The sequence below is a fragment of the Vallitalea maricola genome (assembly GCF_036985595.1).
GTDB lineage: Bacteria > Bacillota > Clostridia > Lachnospirales > Vallitaleaceae > Vallitalea > Vallitalea maricola.
The window spans coordinates 34,330-54,573 of record NZ_BTPU01000004.1 but is presented as its reverse complement, the minus strand read 5'-3'; the positions used below and the strand labels follow the sequence as shown (position 1 = coordinate 54,573).

General features: G+C 30.1%; 18 protein-coding genes. All 18 read right to left on the bottom strand.

Annotated elements, in window-relative coordinates:
- Positions 1 to 58: 58 nt before the first annotated feature.
- The 18 genes from AACQ14_RS01385 to AACQ14_RS01300 all read right to left on the bottom strand — a co-directional run bounded on the left by AACQ14_RS01385 (position 59) and on the right by AACQ14_RS01300 (position 20,202).
- On the bottom strand, positions 59 to 325 hold the full coding sequence (locus tag AACQ14_RS01385) for a hypothetical protein (RefSeq protein ID WP_339361776.1): 267 nt from the start codon (positions 323 to 325) through the stop codon (positions 59 to 61).
- Between the two features lie 147 nt (positions 326 to 472).
- A complete protein-coding gene (locus AACQ14_RS01380) occupies positions 473 to 901 on the bottom strand; it encodes a hypothetical protein (RefSeq protein WP_339361775.1) in 429 nt (142 codons plus the stop codon).
- On the bottom strand, positions 894 to 2,627 hold the full coding sequence (locus AACQ14_RS01375; RefSeq protein ID WP_339361774.1) for an ABC transporter ATP-binding protein: 1,734 nt from the start codon (positions 2,625 to 2,627) through the stop codon (positions 894 to 896). The genes AACQ14_RS01380 and AACQ14_RS01375 overlap by 8 nt, the downstream gene beginning before the upstream one ends.
- 493 nt (positions 2,628 to 3,120) lie before the next feature.
- Positions 3,121 to 3,342, bottom strand: coding sequence for a hypothetical protein (locus tag AACQ14_RS01370; RefSeq protein ID WP_339361773.1), 222 nt, complete (start codon positions 3,340 to 3,342; stop codon positions 3,121 to 3,123).
- Positions 3,308 to 4,303 carry an ABC transporter ATP-binding protein gene (locus AACQ14_RS01365; protein ID WP_339361772.1) on the bottom strand — a complete coding sequence of 332 codons (996 nt, stop codon included), beginning with the start codon at positions 4,301 to 4,303 and terminating at the stop codon, positions 3,308 to 3,310. The genes AACQ14_RS01370 and AACQ14_RS01365 overlap by 35 nt, the downstream gene beginning before the upstream one ends.
- Positions 4,296 to 5,282: an ABC transporter ATP-binding protein gene (locus tag AACQ14_RS01360; RefSeq protein ID WP_339361771.1), complete on the bottom strand. Its 987-nt coding sequence runs from the start codon at positions 5,280 to 5,282 to the stop codon at positions 4,296 to 4,298. Before AACQ14_RS01360 ends, AACQ14_RS01365 begins: the two co-directional genes overlap by 8 nt.
- The gene (locus AACQ14_RS01355) at positions 5,260 to 6,261 is read right to left on the bottom strand and encodes an ABC transporter permease (RefSeq protein WP_339361770.1); all 1,002 of its coding nucleotides are present in this window, start codon (positions 6,259 to 6,261) and stop codon (positions 5,260 to 5,262) included. Before AACQ14_RS01355 ends, AACQ14_RS01360 begins: the two co-directional genes overlap by 23 nt.
- On the bottom strand, positions 6,261 to 7,301 hold the full coding sequence (locus tag AACQ14_RS01350; protein ID WP_339361769.1) for an ABC transporter permease: 1,041 nt from the start codon (positions 7,299 to 7,301) through the stop codon (positions 6,261 to 6,263). Before AACQ14_RS01350 ends, AACQ14_RS01355 begins: the two co-directional genes overlap by 1 nt.
- A 59-nt stretch (positions 7,302 to 7,360) precedes the next feature.
- On the bottom strand, positions 7,361 to 9,055 hold the full coding sequence (locus AACQ14_RS01345) for an ABC transporter substrate-binding protein (RefSeq protein WP_339361768.1): 1,695 nt from the start codon (positions 9,053 to 9,055) through the stop codon (positions 7,361 to 7,363).
- A gap of 566 nt (positions 9,056 to 9,621) precedes the next feature.
- Positions 9,622 to 10,416: a hypothetical protein gene (locus tag AACQ14_RS01340; RefSeq protein WP_339361767.1), complete on the bottom strand. Its 795-nt coding sequence runs from the start codon at positions 10,414 to 10,416 to the stop codon at positions 9,622 to 9,624.
- 2 nt (positions 10,417 to 10,418) lie between these two features.
- Positions 10,419 to 11,342 carry an ABC transporter ATP-binding protein gene (locus AACQ14_RS01335; protein WP_339361766.1) on the bottom strand — a complete coding sequence of 308 codons (924 nt, stop codon included), beginning with the start codon at positions 11,340 to 11,342 and terminating at the stop codon, positions 10,419 to 10,421.
- Positions 11,343 to 11,569: 227 nt separating this feature from the next.
- Positions 11,570 to 11,815, bottom strand: a complete 246-nt coding sequence (locus tag AACQ14_RS01330) for a hypothetical protein (RefSeq protein WP_339361765.1) — start codon at positions 11,813 to 11,815, stop codon at positions 11,570 to 11,572.
- A gap of 204 nt (positions 11,816 to 12,019) precedes the next feature.
- Entirely contained in the window at positions 12,020 to 13,012 is a 993-nt protein-coding gene (locus AACQ14_RS01325; protein WP_339361764.1) for an ABC transporter substrate-binding protein, read from the bottom strand.
- A 27-nt stretch (positions 13,013 to 13,039) separates the two neighbouring features.
- Positions 13,040 to 14,020: an ABC transporter permease gene (locus AACQ14_RS01320; protein WP_339361763.1), complete on the bottom strand. Its 981-nt coding sequence runs from the start codon at positions 14,018 to 14,020 to the stop codon at positions 13,040 to 13,042.
- 52 nt (positions 14,021 to 14,072) lie between these two features.
- The gene (locus AACQ14_RS01315; RefSeq protein WP_339361762.1) at positions 14,073 to 15,566 is read right to left on the bottom strand and encodes a sugar ABC transporter ATP-binding protein; all 1,494 of its coding nucleotides are present in this window, start codon (positions 15,564 to 15,566) and stop codon (positions 14,073 to 14,075) included.
- A 228-nt stretch (positions 15,567 to 15,794) separates the two neighbouring features.
- Entirely contained in the window at positions 15,795 to 16,799 is a 1,005-nt protein-coding gene (locus tag AACQ14_RS01310) for a substrate-binding domain-containing protein (protein ID WP_339361761.1), read from the bottom strand.
- A complete protein-coding gene (locus tag AACQ14_RS01305) occupies positions 16,796 to 18,589 on the bottom strand; it encodes a sensor histidine kinase (RefSeq protein ID WP_339361760.1) in 1,794 nt (597 codons plus the stop codon). Before AACQ14_RS01305 ends, AACQ14_RS01310 begins: the two co-directional genes overlap by 4 nt.
- Positions 18,583 to 20,202: a helix-turn-helix domain-containing protein gene (locus tag AACQ14_RS01300; protein ID WP_339361759.1), complete on the bottom strand. Its 1,620-nt coding sequence runs from the start codon at positions 20,200 to 20,202 to the stop codon at positions 18,583 to 18,585. The genes AACQ14_RS01305 and AACQ14_RS01300 overlap by 7 nt, the downstream gene beginning before the upstream one ends.
- Positions 20,203 to 20,244 lie beyond the last annotated feature (42 nt).

Genomic DNA, 20,244 nt, shown 5'->3' with positions numbered 1-20,244 from the left:
GTTCTTACATTACTCTCAGGATATAATAATCCTGAGAGTATGTGTAATCAGCTAATCATTATGTTATTGCAATACCAACTGTAACACCAGCTCCTACAGCAGCACCGCCTGCTCCAATTCCTAATGTCCATCCGCATCCTGAACTATAGCTTGAATCTACACAGTTATCGCCTGATACGGGATGACATGAATAAGAAGTTTGACAAGTACCTAGAGCAGTAAGTTGAGCAGCTTTAGAACTGTATCCACTACCGCATCCATTCAAACCCATAAACATATTTGTAGAAGCATTAGGCATTTTGATTATGTTAGGTTTTGGTAACATATTACTGCACCTCCTTCCTTACATAATTTCATAAGATTATCCGATAAAATATGTATACTATTAAAAAGATAATGTTATGAAACCATGTTTATTAACTAATCTTAATTTATATTTAAGGATTAGCCAGCAATGAATAGAACTATTATTTTATAGCCCAGATTTTTCAAGTAGTATTGACAGCAGACTTTTTTCATCCTTACTCACTTGAAATTCATATAATTTGTCTGGATCAAATGTATTGACATTTGGTTGAAACTGTATCTTATATCTAATTACATCTCCTTCTTCAAGACCAAGTTCACTTTCATTTTTTTCAATAATTATCCCTTCATATTCACTATCCAAATAAAAATCATATGTCAGAAATGAAAGTGTCTCATTAACTTCTCCTAAACTGTTATCGTTAAGGATATTAGTCATAAAATATGTATCTTCACCGCTTCCAAAGAATTTACCATTAACAATGTATTTCTCTTGTATTTTCAGCATATTCAGACCTATCAAGAAAAGACAGGTTAGTATAAAACAAAGTACAAACAATACTTTAACTGCTATAATCATTTTTTTATTATCCAATGTTTTTCCCCCTATCCAATAATTCCTTGTATGTCTCTGACTTTCTCATAAGCTCATCACTACTTCCAATAGCTTCAATATTACCTTCTTTCAATACACAGATGTTATTCATTCCTTTTATCAAGTCCAAGTTATGTATTATAAATATTATTGTTTTATCCTGGAATTCTTTTAATATATTATTGTATATCTTACTTTCCAATTTTTTATCAAGATTAGAAAATGATTCATCGAAAATGTATATGTCAGAATTTCTGAGAAGACTTCTTGCTATACATATTCTTTGTTTCTGTCCGCTTGATAGATTGAAGCCATTTTCTCCAATTATAGTTTGTATTCCATTGGGCAATTGAATGATAAAATCTTGTATATAACATAGTTCCAAAATTTTCTGGAAATATCTTTCTTCCACATTACTGTTTCCATATAATATGTTTTCTTCAATACTGCCATTTATCAAATAACCTTCTTGAAATACTACGCTGATTTTTTGCCTGAGTTTATAAATATTAATATTTTTTATGTTCTTATTTCCTATTATGATATTTCCTTTGTCATCTTCAATGTCGTACAAACGTATTAGTAAATTGGATATGGTTGATTTTCCTTCTCCACTTTCACCGATTATTGCATATTTACTGCCTTTTTTAAATTGTAATGAAAGGTTCTTTATCACATCAATATCACTATCTGCTTCGTATTTAAAACTAAGGTTGTCCACAATGATATCAGAACCTTCTATAGTTTCATTTAATAATATGTTGTCCTCTTTCTTCATATTAAAAATAGATTCTATCCTGCCAAATGCTACTATGACATTCTGTATATTAATATTTATATTTATAAGTGCACTAGAAAATTGATTGAATCGTTCAACCAAAGTATCAAAAACAAAGAATACCCCTACGGTCATATTTCCCTTATATATCTCATATATAGCAATAATAAAAATTAACATAGAGCTTACAAAAGACACCAAGGATACAAAACTGCTATGCTTAAAAATTATTAAGAACCTATCATAACTTAGGTGAATTATTCTTTTTAATAAACTATCGTATTCCTCGGAATTGGCTTCTTCTTTACTGTAAGCCTTAATTATTTTTATACTAGACATAATTTGTTTTAAAAAACTAATATGTACAGACGCTTTTTCTCTAATCTCTTCTTGATTGATTTTTACTTTTTTGGCATATCTTGTTGATATATAAGTTTGAATAAGAACTGATAATATACCTATCAATGATAATTTCCAACTGAAATAGAACATAACTAGAGCTGTAATTATAACATTTGTCAAATTATTTATTATTGATATGATAGTATCTGTCATGAACCCTGTCACTGTACTAACATCATCAATACTCTTGCTTACTACATCACCTACTTTGATATTTTCCAAAACATGTAGTTTACATTTTTGCAGGTGATTCACTAAATCATTTCTAATATTTTTAGCTATGGATTGATTTACATATAGATTAAGATAACCATTACAAAATGACATCAAAAGATTTATTATAAAAAAGAATAAGAATATACCTATTACATAATTTAATAATTCAACTTCTTTTAGAATTAAAATTCTATCTATGATAACCTTGAATAATAATGGGTTAACTAAAGATATCAATGAACTTAGCCCTAGAATAATAAAAATCATAACTTCATAATTTATAAATGGTCTTAGATATTTGACATATCTCCTTAGATACTCTTTTAGCATATGTAAACAGCTCCATTCATCCACTTAACTTTTTAGCATTATATATAATATATATGCAAATTATATTTTTATATTTTTTTATTTATATCTTTTTTATTATTATATTATTTTATTATCAAATAATTTTTTTGGGAATTTTATATCTAATACATATGATAAAACTAATTATAATTAAAAATTTGATATTGCATTTGGAATTTACTTCCGCAAAGCCCAGAGATGTTAATGATAATAGATTATATGATAAATAAATATATATGTTTATATTTCTACAACTAATTTATTAATTCTAAATTTTCTTATATATTTATTATATTTTATTTTTACAAATAATACAAGCATTATTTATTGTAATTATATATATATGTGTGTGGTGTGTATGTATTTTCAGATTACTTTTTATGTTTTTTTTGCAATATTAAGTTTTTTAGTTTATTATATAAAATAAAAAACAAGTTCTTGCATTAAATTAATTAATACAAGAACTGAAAAATTATATTTTAAAGAGAATTTTTATAAAAATTAGATATATTAAAAAGATTCCTAATCCAAATGGAAGAACTGTAGTAAGTGCTGCTATAATTATAGCGGTAGTATCACCTCTCTCTAGTTTGGTTCCATTAAGACTACTATCTTCTTTTTTCCTTACTTTAGTACCCCTTGAATCATTATCCTCAATATTAATTGATATCAGCTCCTTTATAATGGCAAGCAACATATCTCCCCTTTGAAACTTCTTCCCATTGTGGTTTCTCTTTTACACATTTGTCAGTTGCAATAGGACATCGTGTGTGAAACTTACACCCTGATGGTGGATTAACATTAGATGGGATATCACCCTCTAATACTATTCTTTTCTTATTCTTTATTATTTCTAAATCAGTGACAGGTATAGCGGATAGCAGAGCTTTCGTATAAGGATGTAAAGGATTATTATATAATTCATCCTTAGTTGCTAATTCAACGAAATTTCCAAGATACATAACAGCAATTCTATCACTAATATGTTTTACTACACTTAAGTCATGGGATATAAATAAATAAGCCATTCCATATTTTTTCTGTAAACTATCCAATAAATTAATAATCTGAGATTGTATAGAAACATCAAGAGCAGATACTGCCTCATCACACACAACAAATTTTGGATTTAATGCAAGTGCTCTAGCAATACCAATTCTTTGTCTCTGCCCTCCTGAAAATTCATGAGGATACCTGTGAATCATATAACTATCAAGTCCACATGTCTCCATGATTTCCATAACATATTCCTCTAATTCAGTGGATTTTTTCTTATACATTCCATTAGCAACTAATGCCTCTCCAATAATCTGCCCAACTGTCATTCTAGGATTTAACGATGAATATGGATCTTGAAAAATTAGCTGCATCTCTTTACGTAATGGTAACATCTGCTTTACAGACCAATCAGTAATATCTTTATTTCTATATTTAATGGTACCTTCAGTTGATTTATATAATTTAAGTATCGTTCTACCAATTGTAGATTTACCACAACCAGATTCTCCTACTAATCCTAATGTTTCCCCTTCATATATCTGTAAGTCCACTCCATCAACAGCTTTAACTGATAATGGTTTTTTATCCTTATCTTTTTCCCCAGTTGGAAAATATAATTTTAATCCTTGAGTTTCTACGATTATATTTTTATTCATTATCCTTCCCCATTTCTGGATAGAAACATCTTACAAAATGATCTTCTTCCACCTTTTTTAATTCTGGCATTTCTTCATTGCATTTGTCGGTTGCATACTTGCATCTTGGAGCAAATTTACATCCTTTTGGCAAGTTAAGTGGGTGAGGAACACTGCCTTCTATTTGTTCAAGTTTTTCTACATCCTTATCAAGTTTCGGAATAGATTTTAATAAACCCCCTGTATAAGGATGCTCATAATCCTTATCACCAAATATCTTTTCAACTGGAGCCCTTTCAACAACTTGACCACAATACATGACTACAACATCATCTGCTAATTCAGCTATTACGCCTAAATCATGGGTTATAAACATTATAGCAGTATTTAGAGTATCTTTCAGTTGATTCATAAGCTTGAAAATCTGAGCTTGAATTGTTACATCCAACGCAGTTGTCGGCTCGTCAGCAATAAGTAACTTAGGTCTACAGGCTAATGCCATTGCAATCATAACTCTTTGACGCATGCCCCCAGAAAATTCATGAGGGTAACAATTAATTACTCTTTCTGGTGTGGGAATTTTTACACTTCTAAGAAGGTCTATAGCCTTTATCCATGCTTCATCTTTTGTTAAGTTTTGATGCAGCATAATTGGTTCAATTAATTGTTTTCCAATTCTTAATACAGGGTTGAGAGATGTCATAGGTTCTTGGAATATCATAGATATATTGTTTCCTCTTATCTTCCTCATTTCCTTCATATTAAGATCAACTAAATTCACTCCTTCAAAAATTATTTCCCCGTTTACGATTTCACCTGGATTTTCTACTAGATTCAAAATACTCATGGCGGTTACTGATTTACCACTACCAGATTCTCCAACTATACCAAGTGTTTTACCTTCTTCTATTATAAAATCTACACCATTTACTGCTTTCACAGTTCCTTTATCTGTAAAAAAATATGTACATAGATTATTAACCTCTAATACTTTGTTCACCCTTTGCACCTCCAAATGGTTTACTAAAGAATCTGCCAAATAGTCTAACGAAAACATTTTTCTTTTTAATTATCTCTGATTTAGGGTCAACTGCATCTCTAAGTCCTTCACCAATCAGATTTACACTCATTACAAGTAGAAATAGTAATATTCCAGGGAATAGCCACAACCACCAATAATTTCTCATAACTACTGATGAGGATGCTCTTTGAAGAAGACCTCCCCATGTGGCGACAGGCTCAGTTACTGAAAGTCCTAAATAAGATAAGGAAGCCTCTAGCATTATAGAAGATGCAAAAGTAATAGTTGCTGATACTATTACATAAGCAATTACGTTTGGAATCAGATGTTTGGTTATTTGCTGACGTGTAGAGATACCAAGTACTTTTGTTGCAGTCATGAATTCTTGCTCCTTCAGTGATAAAATCTGGGCTCTAACCATCCTAGCCAGCCCAGGCCAGCTTAATAAACCAATGATACATATCATTATGTATAGTCTAATTTCTTCTGGATAATCAATAAAAATTGCACTTACTGCAATTGCTAATGCTAAAAAAGGAAAAGAAATAACTATTTCTCCGATTCGCATTAAAATAACATCTACAATACCACCAAAATATCCAGAAATAGCACCTACAACTACACCAATTCCAATAGTTAATAAGGTAGATAATAATGCTACTTGTAAAGCTATGTATCCACCAGTTATGACCCTGTAGAAATAATCTCTTCCATATTTATCAGTACCAAACCAATATTTACTATTAGGAGCTGTATAAGAACCTTCACCAATCTGACTTAAATTAGCAAAATCATAATTAATTACTTTTGTATATATTGTAAAAACTAATACAATTACCACAATAGCTAAAAAAGTCCAAAAACCAAACATTGCCAGCCTATTTGCTCGAAATTTCAAAAACATAAGCCTAGTTGGAGATAATATTTGTTCTTTACCCTTTACATCCTTAGTTGTCATTACTTATTACCTCCTTCTCTAACTCTAGGATCAACTAGTGAATAACCAACATCCTGCATAAGATTCCCTAACAATGTCAATAAAGCAAAGAAAGTTAAAGCTACTATGAGTACACTTCTATCTCTGAAAGTATATGAATCTCTTATCAAACTTCCTATACCATTCCATACAAATATCTTCTCAACAATAATGGATCCACCAAATAATGCAGGTATATAAGCTCCAAGCAAAGTAACAACAGGTATAAGTGCATTTCTGAATGCATGTCTATAGATGACAACTTTTTCGCCTAACCCTTTAGCTCTTGCTGTTCTTATATAATCTTGTTTCAATACCTCTAACATTGAATTTCTAACATATTTTATCAATGGTGCAAGTGATGCTAAAGTGATAACTGATACTGGTAAAATATAGTATTGGTATCCAGGTCTTAATCCTAGAGGGTCACTCATTCCTGATATTGGTAACCATCCAAGAGTTATTGAGAAAATAAAAATTAATAACATAGCCATAAAAAATCTTGGTAATGATATTCCTGCTATAGAAAATACAGTCCAAAATTTATCAAATATTGAATTTCTCTTAACTGCTGATCTAATTCCTACAACAATAGCAATAATAAAAGCAAGTGCAAAGCCAAATAGATTAACTTTAAATGAATTCATAAAATGCTCTCCAATAAATTCTTTTACAGGTCTATTTTTTATAACAGAGTATCCGAATTCACCTCTTAAAATCTGTCCCCACCATCTGAAAAATCTGACAATAAATGGGTCATTAAGCCCGAGTTTTTCTATAAAGAATTGTCTTTTCTGTAATATTTCCTCAGTTGTACCTGTAAGCTGTTCAGGATTTAAAAAAGCATTCAAAGGATCACCCGGCATAAATTCAACAATCGTAAATATAATTAATGATATAATCAGAATTACAGGTATCATCAATAATAATCTTTTAAGTATATACTTAATAAGAGAGGAGTATTTTTCCATGAAAGTTGGTTTTTTATAAACTGCTTGTGATTTCATATCTACATTTTCCATCTTACCATCCTTTTCTAATAGTCCCTATCCTATGGATAGGGACTAAAAAATATATAAAATTATTTAACTGTACATTTTATAAGAGCAGGTACCCAATCCCAGAATGCGTTAGTTTCAAATCCTTTTATTCTCTTATTGTATAGATCATGATAATCATTAGAATATAAAGGTAATATTGGCATTTCTTCGTTTGTTAATTTTACCCATTCTCTATATGCTTTTTGATATATTTCATCACTATCTGCAGTTCTCATAGTCATTAATAATTCATCATTCTTTGCGTTGACAAAACGAGCTGTATTGGCACTTATAGCGCTTCCCCAAGGACTGGCAACATTGTCAGAATGCCAGCTGCCATATCCATCAAAAACTATAGCTGGCGAAGAAGCTAATGCAAACATATGATATTTTCTTTCATTTATATCAGAGATTTCTTTACCATAGTAGTGGTTCAAGAATATTGCCCAATCAATAAGAGAGATATTGAATTTTATACCATATTCTTCTCCTGTTTTACCAATTGTCAGGTTAAGGCAATCTGCCCAATCTTGCCCTGGTACTAGAACTTCTATTTCAAGTTTCTCATCACCTTTTGCCCAAATACCATCAGAACCTTTAGCCCAGCCAGCTCCTGATAATATCTCATCAACTTTTTCTTTATTAGCTGTATACTTATTCAAATTATCATCAACCCATTTTTCATCTATCATCCAATAGTTTAAAGTATAAGGTCCATCAGTACTTACAGAATATTTACCTAAGAATGCTTCACGGAATATTTTTCTATCAATTGTATAACATATTGCCTGACGAACTTCTTTGTGATTTACTGGAGCAAAGTCATTATGGAAAGTAAGATGCCCATAACCTTGTCTTGGGTAATGACAAAAACTAAATTTATCCGAGTCAGCTTTTACTGCATCAATATTTTCTGCTTTTACTGATCCTGGTAAAACATCTACATTTCCTGTTAATAATTCATCAAGCTTTGTTTCTTCTGATATAACTTTTACTATAACATCTTTTATCTTAGGTTTATCTCCATCCACATCTCCTATGAACTTATCATTTACAGTAAGTTTAACATATTGATTTTCTTTATATTCTACAATCTTATAAGGACCATAACCTAGAGGGTTATTAATCAAACTATCTTTAACATGTTGTTGAATAGTCTTATCTTCTGGTTTATCTTTAGTTGCCCACTCTTCACATATGATATTTTCTATAAACACTAGACTATCAGTAGCATAATATTTATCTAATAAAGTGAATTTTACAGTTAGATCGTCTACTTTTTCTACTTTTTCTAGGTATTCAGGATAATCAGTAGATCCTCCAGCTTCTGTTATTGCATCAGCATCTAGATAGAATTTATATGTAAATACAACATCATCAGCAGTTAATGGAGTTCCATCTGAATATACTAAATCTGGTTTTAATTTGAAGGTATGAACTAATCCATCATCACTTGTTTCTCTTGAATCTGTAATTGAATTTAATACAATTTCTCCTTTTATATTACTTGTCATCAATCCAGCTGGACTATTGCTGGCACCACCAAATACAAATTTTCGAATACTGCCGTCATAAGAATTATTACCCCATCCATCAATAAAATCTCCATTAAAATTAGGAGTTCCTATTGTAACATGACCTGAAACTTTTCCTCCTCCAGTTTCTTCAGTTTTATTACATGCTGTTATGGAACATAACATAGTAAGAACTAGCAAAATCATTAATATTTTTTTCATTTTTTTTCCCCTTTCATAATTTTTTATTTTAAAGTATAAGAAGATATTTGATATACCCACTCAACATTAAAACCATAGTATTAAAAATTAGTATACTAACAAAACTTTTCCGAAAATCCTAAAATTTTTTAGGACGAAAAGCTCACTACAGTAAAAAATATGAAATTAAAAAAGAGTACAGAATCAGTATCATTTGGGAAATAATAAGTCAATAATAAAGATATAGTTATGAAAAATATCAGCTAGAGCAAGCATAATGTAAGAATAGTTTCAGAATAATTCAGTATAAAAAGAGATTGATAAACATTTAATATATCTCTTTTAATTTATTAGTAGAATATTAATATTACATATACAACTACGTAATAATCTGTATAATATTATTAATATACATAAAATAATATTTTTTTTATGTTTTTATATAATTATACTAACTTATCTACATATAATTTGTCAAGTTAGTTTTTATGTTTTTTAGATTATTTTATAAGTATTCTCAATTGAATAAATTAAATTAAGCTGATAGTTAACAAGAACCATCAGCTTTTTTAAAATCTATATTAAGATTAATATTGCCCCAGCAAACCTCTCTTTCTTGCTATCTTACTACATTGATTGAATACTATTAACCCAATAGTAAAATAAACAATTGAATTAGCTATTAGTATTATATAATCACTAGCTGGGTAATCAGATAATTTATTCCCTATTAATGTTGTTGCATACACTTTATCAATACTTGGTCTAAATGGTAATATAGATGCTGCTAATTTACTCAATGATCCTTGACCTGTTATAACTAGAGCAATGAGAAAATACTGAATCACATTCAATAAGGATTGAACCCTCTTAAAAATAAGTGCTAATCCTCCGAATATAAGCCCAATCCCAAACATGCTAAAAATCCCTAATAATATTATTATTAATAATTGAAGTACATTAATATCTAACCAATAATTGGTTGTTTCCATAATCGTTAATAAGACTACAAAGCAGATTAACAAGTTTATTATTAAATTGCTTATACTCCTTACAATCAATACCTTATGTAATCCTTGATTCGTCATACTTATTTGCTCTAATGTACCTCTATTGGCATCATTGGTTATACTGTATGCCGTATCTTCATATACCATAAGCATTATAGTCCAAAGAAAATACCCAATTACAAATCCTTCTATCGTTTTCCCCAGTTTGATAGGACTTACATTCATAGTAGAACCAAATACCTTCACTCCTAAAAACAAAGCAATAAAAAGAAAGTATAAGCTTAGCACACTAGAAATTGTATTGAATTTGTATCTAATCACATCTTTAAAAGATTTTTCAATAGATACCTTAAATAAATAAAACAGCTTCATATTTATTTTCCCTCCCCACTGGTAAGATTTAGATATACTCTTTCAAAGTTAATATTCTTCTGTTTTACCTCTCTTATTAATATCTTTTTCACTTTCAAAATATCTATTATCTTATATATTTCCACTGAATCTGATATATCTATTTCAAGGGCGTCTCCATTATTAATAAGATAAAATTCATATTCTAACTTGGATAGGTATTCTTTTTGTTCTTCAGTGATAGTATCTTGTAAACTAATTTCATAAGTCATACTTCTAAACATATCCAACAGATTCTCCATTGTATCTTGTGCGATTATATTGCCTCTATTCAATATGATAATATCTTTGCAAACTTCTTCAACCAGATTCATATCATGAGTACTTAGAAGAATTGTTTTTTTCATATTACCAGCTATATATCTCAACATGTCTTTTATTTCCATAAAACTCTTAACATCTAATCCAAGTGTAGGTTCATCTAATATAATAATCTCTGTATCACATATTAATGTCATAGCGATAGCTACTTTTTGCCTCATTCCCCTTGATAAATTATTTACTACAGTATCTTTTTTATCTTTTAAATCAAATCTATCGAGTAATTCGTCTATTTTTTTTTCTATTTTCTTGCCACCTAATCCTCTGATACCAGCAAAATATCTAAGATTTTCTCTTGGTGTCAGTCTCCAATAAAGATTTCTTGTTCCCTCAAAAAGGGCTGCTACCTTATCTATAGCTTTTTTATTTTCTTTACCAAAAAGTTTAATATTACCTTCATCTGGAATTATAAGATTACATATACTTTTGATAGTAGTAGTCTTACCAGAGCCATTAGGACCGAGTATTGCACATATACTACCTTGATTTACAGAAAAAGAAATATTATTTACTGCTGTTAAGTCCCCATATTTTTTAACCAAATTATTGACTTCTATAACTTTCAATTCTTGCACCCCCAAAAATTATAATCCAGCTTCTTTTTTAATCTGTCTATGCTATCCTCAGTCAAATGAATACACATTTCATAATAATACTTTCCATAATACCCAGTAATCTCTCAATAAATATCAATATTATCAGGAATATATTTTCCCGATTATTGCCTTCAAGATTAATATTATCTTCCAGCTCCTTTTCACACCTTATTTTTAAAAGTATTGTGAGACTCAAATTAATCTATGTTTTCATCTTCTTCTTTTTGTTTCTCTTTCTCTATAGCCATTTTTTCTACTCTTTTACCGTATACAAATACTGCTAATGCAAGAACCATTAAGAATGTTCCTGCGTTTTTAGTTTTAGATGGATCAAGTTCTATATCAGTTATAAGTTGAAATAAACCTATCCCCATGTACAATATTGCAATAAATATAACTACAGCCCTCCAATGTTTCTCAAAGAAATCTTTTAGTCGTTCCATCTGTTGTCTCCTTTGTATTTTATTAGTAATCCCCGAACATTTATCAATACTCTACCTTATTATCAGCAGTTATTTTATTTTATCATATAATTATTATTGTGAACAGGGGTAGTTTATATACTCAAATTAACCATTGTTTCTTAAAAAAACTAGCCAGAACTTAAGATGCTCTCTGGCTAGTTTAATATCTCTTACTAATGTTTCTTATTCATATAATAATGCTTTTATTTCATCTGAATCAATTGAAGTTTTATCATAGTAATGGAATCCTGTATCTATATTCTTCTCTATTTCTTCACCATTAATAGCTTTAACTGCAGCTTCAACAGCTTTATATCCAATACCGATAGGGTCCTGTGTTACTGCTCCTGCTTGTTGACCATTTCTAATGGCTTCTTGTTGCTGCTTGCCTGAATCATATCCTATTACTACTATATCTCCAACTTTATCAAGTTCATTTATTGCATTAAGTACACCGATGATAGAACCTTCATTAGCACCAAACATACCTTTGATATTTGGATGAGCTTGAATAATGGATTTAGCTATATCTGTAGATTTTAATTGGTCTCCATCTCCATATTGAATATCTACAATTTTAATGTTTTTATACTTCTCTTCGATTCTATTTTTGAAACCATCTCTTCTGTCTATACCAGTACGACTAGTCTGGTCATGAACAACTAATGCGATTTCACCTTCACCACCAATAAGTTCTGCCATTTTATCAGCTGCTTCTGCTGCTGCTGCAATATTATCAGTTGCCGCTGTAGCAATAGGAATTTCACTATCTACACCTGAGTCAAATCCTATAATAGGAATACCTCTCTCATCTGCTTGTTCTAGTAATGGTATAACCGCTTGACTATCAAGAGCTGCTAAACATATAGCACTAGGATTTTTACTTAATGCAGCTTCTAACATCTCTATCTGTTTATCAACCATAGCTTCTGATTCTGGACCTTCAAAAGTAATCTCTACATTATAATCTTTTGCAGCATTTTCTGCCCCTAATTTAACTGCTTGCCAAAATTGATGTTGGAATCCTTTTGATATTACAGGTATATATATCTTTTCTTCACTACTTGAATCACCATTGTCATTACCAGAATTACTAGGCTTTGTATCCTTAGAACTACAACCTGCTACAACACTCATCATGTAAATAATCAGTAATAATGAAATTAACTTCTTCATAAAACTCCTCCTTAAGATTAATTATTTTTATTTTTTATTTTTTCTAGCAACATCAGCAACTACCGCAGCAATAACAATAATTCCTGTAACCACTGTCTGCCACTCTTGGGGAACAGACAATATCCTTAGTCCATTAATCAACACACTCATAATAAATGCACCAATGATAGTACCTAAAATCGTTCCTTTACCTCCACTAAGTGAAGTTCCACCAATAACTACCGCTGCAATAGCATCAAGTTCATACCCTTGACCTAATGCAGGATGAGCTGAGTTAAGTCTTGCAGCCATCAATATTCCAGCTACACCACAAAAAGCTCCAGTTAGTGTATGTATAATTATCAGCCATTTATCAGTATTGATTCCTGATAATCTAGTAGCCTCTTCATTACTGCCGATAGCGAAAGTGTATCTTCCAAGTAAAGTTTTATTTAAGAGAATGCCACCGATACCTGCAACTACGAATAGAATAATAACCGCATTAGGTATTCCCATAATTGTACCAGTAGATATATCTGAGAATTTATCTATAAATATTCCTTTAGCACCAGTAAAATATATGGGTTTGGCATTAGATATTACAAGAGATAATCCCTTGGTTATCATCATCATTCCTAGTGTAGCAATAAATGCAGGTATTCGAAATTTTGCAACATTGAAACCATTAACAAATCCGCATAAACTTCCTGCTAATATTGCTCCTAAAAGACCTATCCATATAGGCAGCCCCCACATAGATATTATTACTCCAGCGATTACTGAAGAAAATGTCATAACCGTTCCGATTGATAAGTCAATCCCACCTGTTATAATAACAAAAGTAACTCCCACAGCTAATACACCATTAACCGCCGTTGCCAGCAATATACCTTTTATATTCGTTCCAGTAAAAAAGTTAGGTGATGCAATAGAAAAAATAATTAATAGCAATATCAAACTACTGAATGCCAATATTTTTTGAGTAGTATTTGAATTAAATAATTTTTTCTTTAATTCAATCTTATCCATTTCTCTACCTCCACATATAATTAGTTAGCTTATTATAATCTATAAAGTATATCTATCTTGCAGTTGCATACTGCATAATCTTTTCTTGGGTAGCTTCTTCGTTATTAAGCTCACCTGTTATTCTTCCTTCACACATTACAATGATTCTATGACTCATTCTAAGTATCTCAGGTAATTCTGAAGAAATCATTATAATTGATTTTCCCATACTGGCTAGTTCATTAAGAAGCTTATATATCTCACCTTTCGCTCCAATATCAATACCTCTAGTTGGTTCATCGAAGATTAAGATATCACAATCTCTAGTTAGCCATTTTGCTATGACAACTTTTTGTTGATTACCTCCAGATAGGTTCTTAACTTTTTGAGAAATACCCGGTGTTTTTATTGCTAAATCCTTGACACTTTCAGTAGCTGTATCCGAAGTTTTGCCAGTCTCCACAAATCCTATTGGATTAATATAATCACTGAAATTAGCCATAACAATATTAGTTTCAATATCAAGCCCTAATACAAGCCCATATCTCTTTCGATCCTCAGATAAATAACCGATACCATTTTTTACTGCATCTTTTGGTGATTTTATATGTATCTTTTTATTATTCAGTATAATTTCTCCTGAATCTTTTTTATCTGCTCCAAATATTGCTCTAGCCACTTCTGTTCTTCCTGCTCCCATCAACCCTGCAAAGCCTAGTATTTCTCCTTTTCTCAATTTAAAGCTTACATCTTTCACTTTGTTGCCTTGATTCAGGTTATTGACTTCCAATACAACTTCATCTGAATGAGTAATTTCTTCAAGGGCAGATACATATAACTCACGCCCAACCATCATATTAATAATTTTATCTATAGTTACCTCATTCATATTTTTTGTATCAATATAACTTCCATCACGCATTACTGTAACTCTATCGCATATTTGCTTTAATTCTTCCATTCTATGGGATATGTAAACTATCCCTACACCTTTTTCCTTTAACTCTTTTATAATACTAAAAAGTTCTTCAATCTCCAGTTCCGTTAATGCAGCAGTTGGTTCATCCATGATAAGTACATCTGAGTTATAGGATAATGCTTTCGCAATTTCCACCATTTGCTGTTTGGCTACTGACAGATTCTCTACCTTTTCATCTGGGCTAATATTAAGGTTCATTTGATTCAATAATTCACTTGCCTTATCATTGATTTCTTTATTGTCCAAAAATAGATTCAAACATTTTTTAGGTTCTTTACCAATAAAAATATTTTGAGCTACTGTCAAATCAGGCATAAGGTTCAATTCCTGATGGATTATACTTATACCTAAATCCCTAGCCATTCTAGGATTAGTGATATCAATGTCTTCACCTTTATAAAAAATTCTTCCTGCATCTTTTTTAAAAACACCTGTTAGAATTTTCATTAATGTTGATTTTCCTGCTCCATTTTCTCCTATTAAAGCATGAATCTCACCTTTTAATAATTGAAATCTACAATTATCAAGAGCCTTTACACCTGGGAAACTTTTATCTATACCTTCCATTAAAACCAAGGAATCCTCCATATACTTAACTCCTTTCATTTTTCTTGAATTACGAGATAAATGCAGGATTTCTATTTATTCTCGTTATTTGAAACATCAATTACAGGAAATTTATAATAAGATTATATAATTATTACTTCAAAAAATAATTGAATATTCTACTTAGAAAGTTGAAATTTATGTACATAAGAAAAGAGGATAAGCGAACTTTTCTATAAGAAAAAAATCACCTTTGATAAGGCGATCTTTTTAATCAATCTCTTTGTTCTCGAAGGAAAACAATAATTTTTGATTTTCTGGTGTATACAAGTTACTTTTATCTATCAGTACTGCTCCTGTATCAATTACTTCTGGTTTTTTTTCTCTATTAGCTATTTTAATAGCTTCTTTTATTCCTTGATATCCCATATTAAAAGGTTTCTGGACCACTATCTTATCAATGACACCCGATTCTATTCTACTCACTATCTCTTCATTGGAATCAAATCCTACTACAACAACTTGGTCTTTTAATCCAAATTCTTGTATGGCTCTCCCTATTCCTACTATACATATTTCATTTGCACCGAATATAGCTTTTGTATCAGGATATTTTTTTAATATTTCTTTTGTTTTTTCGTAAGCAATATCTATTGAACCATTACTATACCAAGTCTCTTCAATAAGATCAATATCAGGATATTCTTTTATAACTTCTCGAAAACCTGCTTCTCGTTCAATTGATGTTGATGTTCCATACACATATGACATAACAGCCACTCTGCCTTTGTTATCTATCATATTGGCTAATTCTTTTGCAATGGTTTTAGCTGCTCCAATATTATCAGTCCCAATAAAACTATGATTAGTATCAACATCCACTTCTGAATCAATAGTAATCAATGTTATTCCATTGGATATAACCTCTTGTCCCACTTCACGTAATTTCTTGTAATCTGTAGCTGCTAAAACTATTGCTGTGGGTTTTTGCTTTATAGCATTTCTTATCAATTTGATTTGTTCATCAACTTGAATTTCATTTTCAGGACCAGTAAATACAACATCAACATCTAATTCAATAGCTGCTACATCAGCTCCCATCTTTACTATTTCCCAGAATTCAAAACCTTCACTTGGTTTACTGGATTTAACAATCATATATACTACAGGTTTCTCTTTGGAATGGAGTTTAAATGACTTTGCCAAATCAAACCCTATTATCAATAACATCGCTAATGAAATACAAATACTTAAGGGTACTATATATTTTTTCAAATGCTATCTCCTCCCATAATGGATATATTTGGTAACCAAGCTTTAACAGTAGTTCCTTCATATATCTCACTCTCAATCTCAAGTCCATAATCTTCCCCGTAATACAGCTTTATTCTATTATCAACATTTCTAACTCCTACACCACCTAGTTTTTTCTCTTTTGGTAGCTCTTGATTTTTACTGAACAGCAGATTAATTTCTTGTTCAGTCATACCAACTCCATCATCACCAATTGTAATTAATATCTTATTATCATATTTTTTCACACTTATATCTATCATACCACCACCAGGAACATTTTTAATTCCATGATAGATAGCATTTTCTACTATAGGTTGTATTATAAGCTTGATAATCTTATTTTGTTTGATGTCTTCCTCTACATCAATATGATAATCAAGATGGTCGCCATACCTTATCTTTTGTATCTTCAAATAATTCTCTACGTGTTCAATCTCTTCAGCTACAGTTATATATTGCTCTCCTTTACTTATACTAATCCTGAACAATTTCGCTAGAGCTGAGGTCATAGTCACTACTGCCTTATAATTCTTTGATTCCGCCATCCATATGATTGAATCCAGAGTATTATATAAAAAATGAGGATTTATCTGAGCCTGTAATGCTCTCAATTCATTTTTTCTCTTATTTATCTCTATCTTCTTATTTTGATTGACTAGATTGTTAACTCTGTTTGTCATAAGATTAAAAGCTTTTGCTAATTCTCCTATTTCATTATCATTTTTTATATCTATTGATACATCAAGATTACCTTCTTCTACTTGATGCATGGTATTAACTAATTTTTTGATTGGATGGAGAATACTTCTTGATATTAGTACAGATATAAATATAGAGATAAAGATAGCAAGAGTTCCCATAATGAAAAAGAATCGATCCAAGTTAGGTTTATAGGATAATATATCCTCCATATATACTGAACTGACTACTTTCCATCCTGAATATTTGGATGTGGTAATCGTATACTGTTTCTTTTTTCTATCTTCTACAACTGTCTTGGTACCGTCCTCAGAATTTAATATGGTATCCATATCTTCAGATTTCAAACCACTGTACAAAAGTTGTTGTTTTGGATGATAGACTATATCTCCATTATTGTCTACAATGAACACGTAGCCTTTTTGTCCTAATTTTATTGAGCTAACCATATCATTGATAAGATTATAATTTATATCAACAAGAAGGACCCCAAGATTTTCTTCATAATATGGACTTTTCAGTAATGTACTACATGAAACAACCCATTTATATCTTGATTCAAACAATCTTTGGATATGTGATTCTGATACAACGAATTTCTCTTCGTTCTTTGCTTTCTTATACCACTCAAAGTCCTCAAAATTCATATCATCTTTTAGTTTTAGATGTAGATTATTATGAAATACTTTACCTTTATTAGAGATGAAAACAATATTAATAATGTCATTTCTTGATTCAACGTATGTATTTAAATCTGATATTATATCTTTTTCCAGTTCTTGATCTTCAGTTCTTACATACTCGTTTAAATCATTATTATATCGTATATTCTCAGCAATGGTTTCTACTGTTTTGAGATAATAATCAATATCATTATTAACTTGTTTTACTAACTGATAAACATATTCGTTGGTATTTTCTTCTACAACTGTCCCTGTTATATGATAAGACAAAAATGCTATGGTACATATGATAAAAAATATTAATATAGAAAATGAAAATGTTATAAGTACCTGAATACTTTTTAAATTATATCTATCAATTAATTTGATAAGTAGATTCTTCAACATTCCACCTCTTTTTTTCTATATTGTGTTGGTTTCACTCCTGTCTTCTTCTTAAAATTATAACTAAAGTAATGAGGGTCTTCATATCCAACTTTTTCAGATATTTCATAAACTTTATAATCTGAATTTATCAGCAGGTCTTTAGCTTTTTCCATTCTTACTTTTGTCAGATACTGCATAAATGTTTGATTTGTCTCTGTTTTAAAAATTCGGCTAAAATAACTTGAACTTATATTGAGATGATTACATATCATGTTGATGTCGAGACTCTTGTTTTGATAATTATTATAAATGAATTGATACGCTTTCTGCATCTGAGAGGTTTTAATATCTATTCGTTCTTTGTTTATTTCATTAGATAAATTCTTACATAGCTTTTTGTAATAAGTCTTTACTTCATCTATTCTTTCTTTTCCAAATACTTCATTAAATTGATTGAAATCAATTATTACATCATTAGGTGATCCACTGCAAATATCTTCATAAGCCTTCAATATTGTAGTTGTTATCTTAAGAAGTATTGTTCTAAATTGTGATATATGAACATTGGAAAATATTATGATACTAAATATATAATCGATGATTTTATCTGTTTTATTTCCACCGATTTTTATGGCATATTCTAATTCCCTAAGATATTCATCAATTTTATGATAAGAGAATGATGAAGTCTTTTCAACATCCATTTTATAAATTATCTTATTACTTCCGTTTAATACCCTATATTCTAGAGCATTTAAAGCATCTTTATATGAGAAATGCAAATCCTGCAATTCAGCATAGTTGTCTCCCACACCAATATACATACCTATGCTGTAGAATTTCTCAACACATACAATAATTTTATTCATTATCTCATAAATAGTATCTCGAAACTCTATTTCATCTTGTCCATCATTAACAAAAAATATTATTATCTGGTCGTCATTCCCTAGTATACAAATGTTTTGACCATAGTTAGTTAACACTTCATTACAAATGTTTAGTATAGCAAATTCTAATAATTGATAATCACAATCCCAGTTTGAATCAGCTATTTCTTTTATATTTTCTGGTTGTAGTACCGCTACAATGTATTTAGTTCCTTCTAGTTTGATACCAAGACTATTGATTTTCTCTCTGATTATATTTGAATTTATTTTATTGTATAATAAATTCATCAAGAATTTATCTCGAAGAATGTCTTTATGGGTTTCTACTTGTTTTTTCAATGCTATTAGATTTCTCTTTTTAGCGAATTCATTATCCAATTCATTTTTTATTTCTACAAGCATTTTGGTAAATTCATTTGCAGTTATTGGTTTCAATAAATAATGGTCAACACCTATTTCTACTGCTTTATGTGCATATTCAAATTCATTATATCCAGTGATGATAACAATTTTTACAGTGGGTAATATTTTTTTTGCTTCATTAGACAGTTCCAGACCATCCATAAAAGGCATACATATATCGGTCAAAATAACATCTATCTGATTATTTTCTATGTATGTTAATGCATCTTGTCCATCACCTGAAACATAGACTAGTTCATAACCTAATTCTTCCCACTTAATAATATTACATATAGCATTTCTAACAGGTATTTCATCTTCCACAATAATTATTTTATACATACCTCTCCTCCTAGATATATATTTTTATTTACCTTAATAATT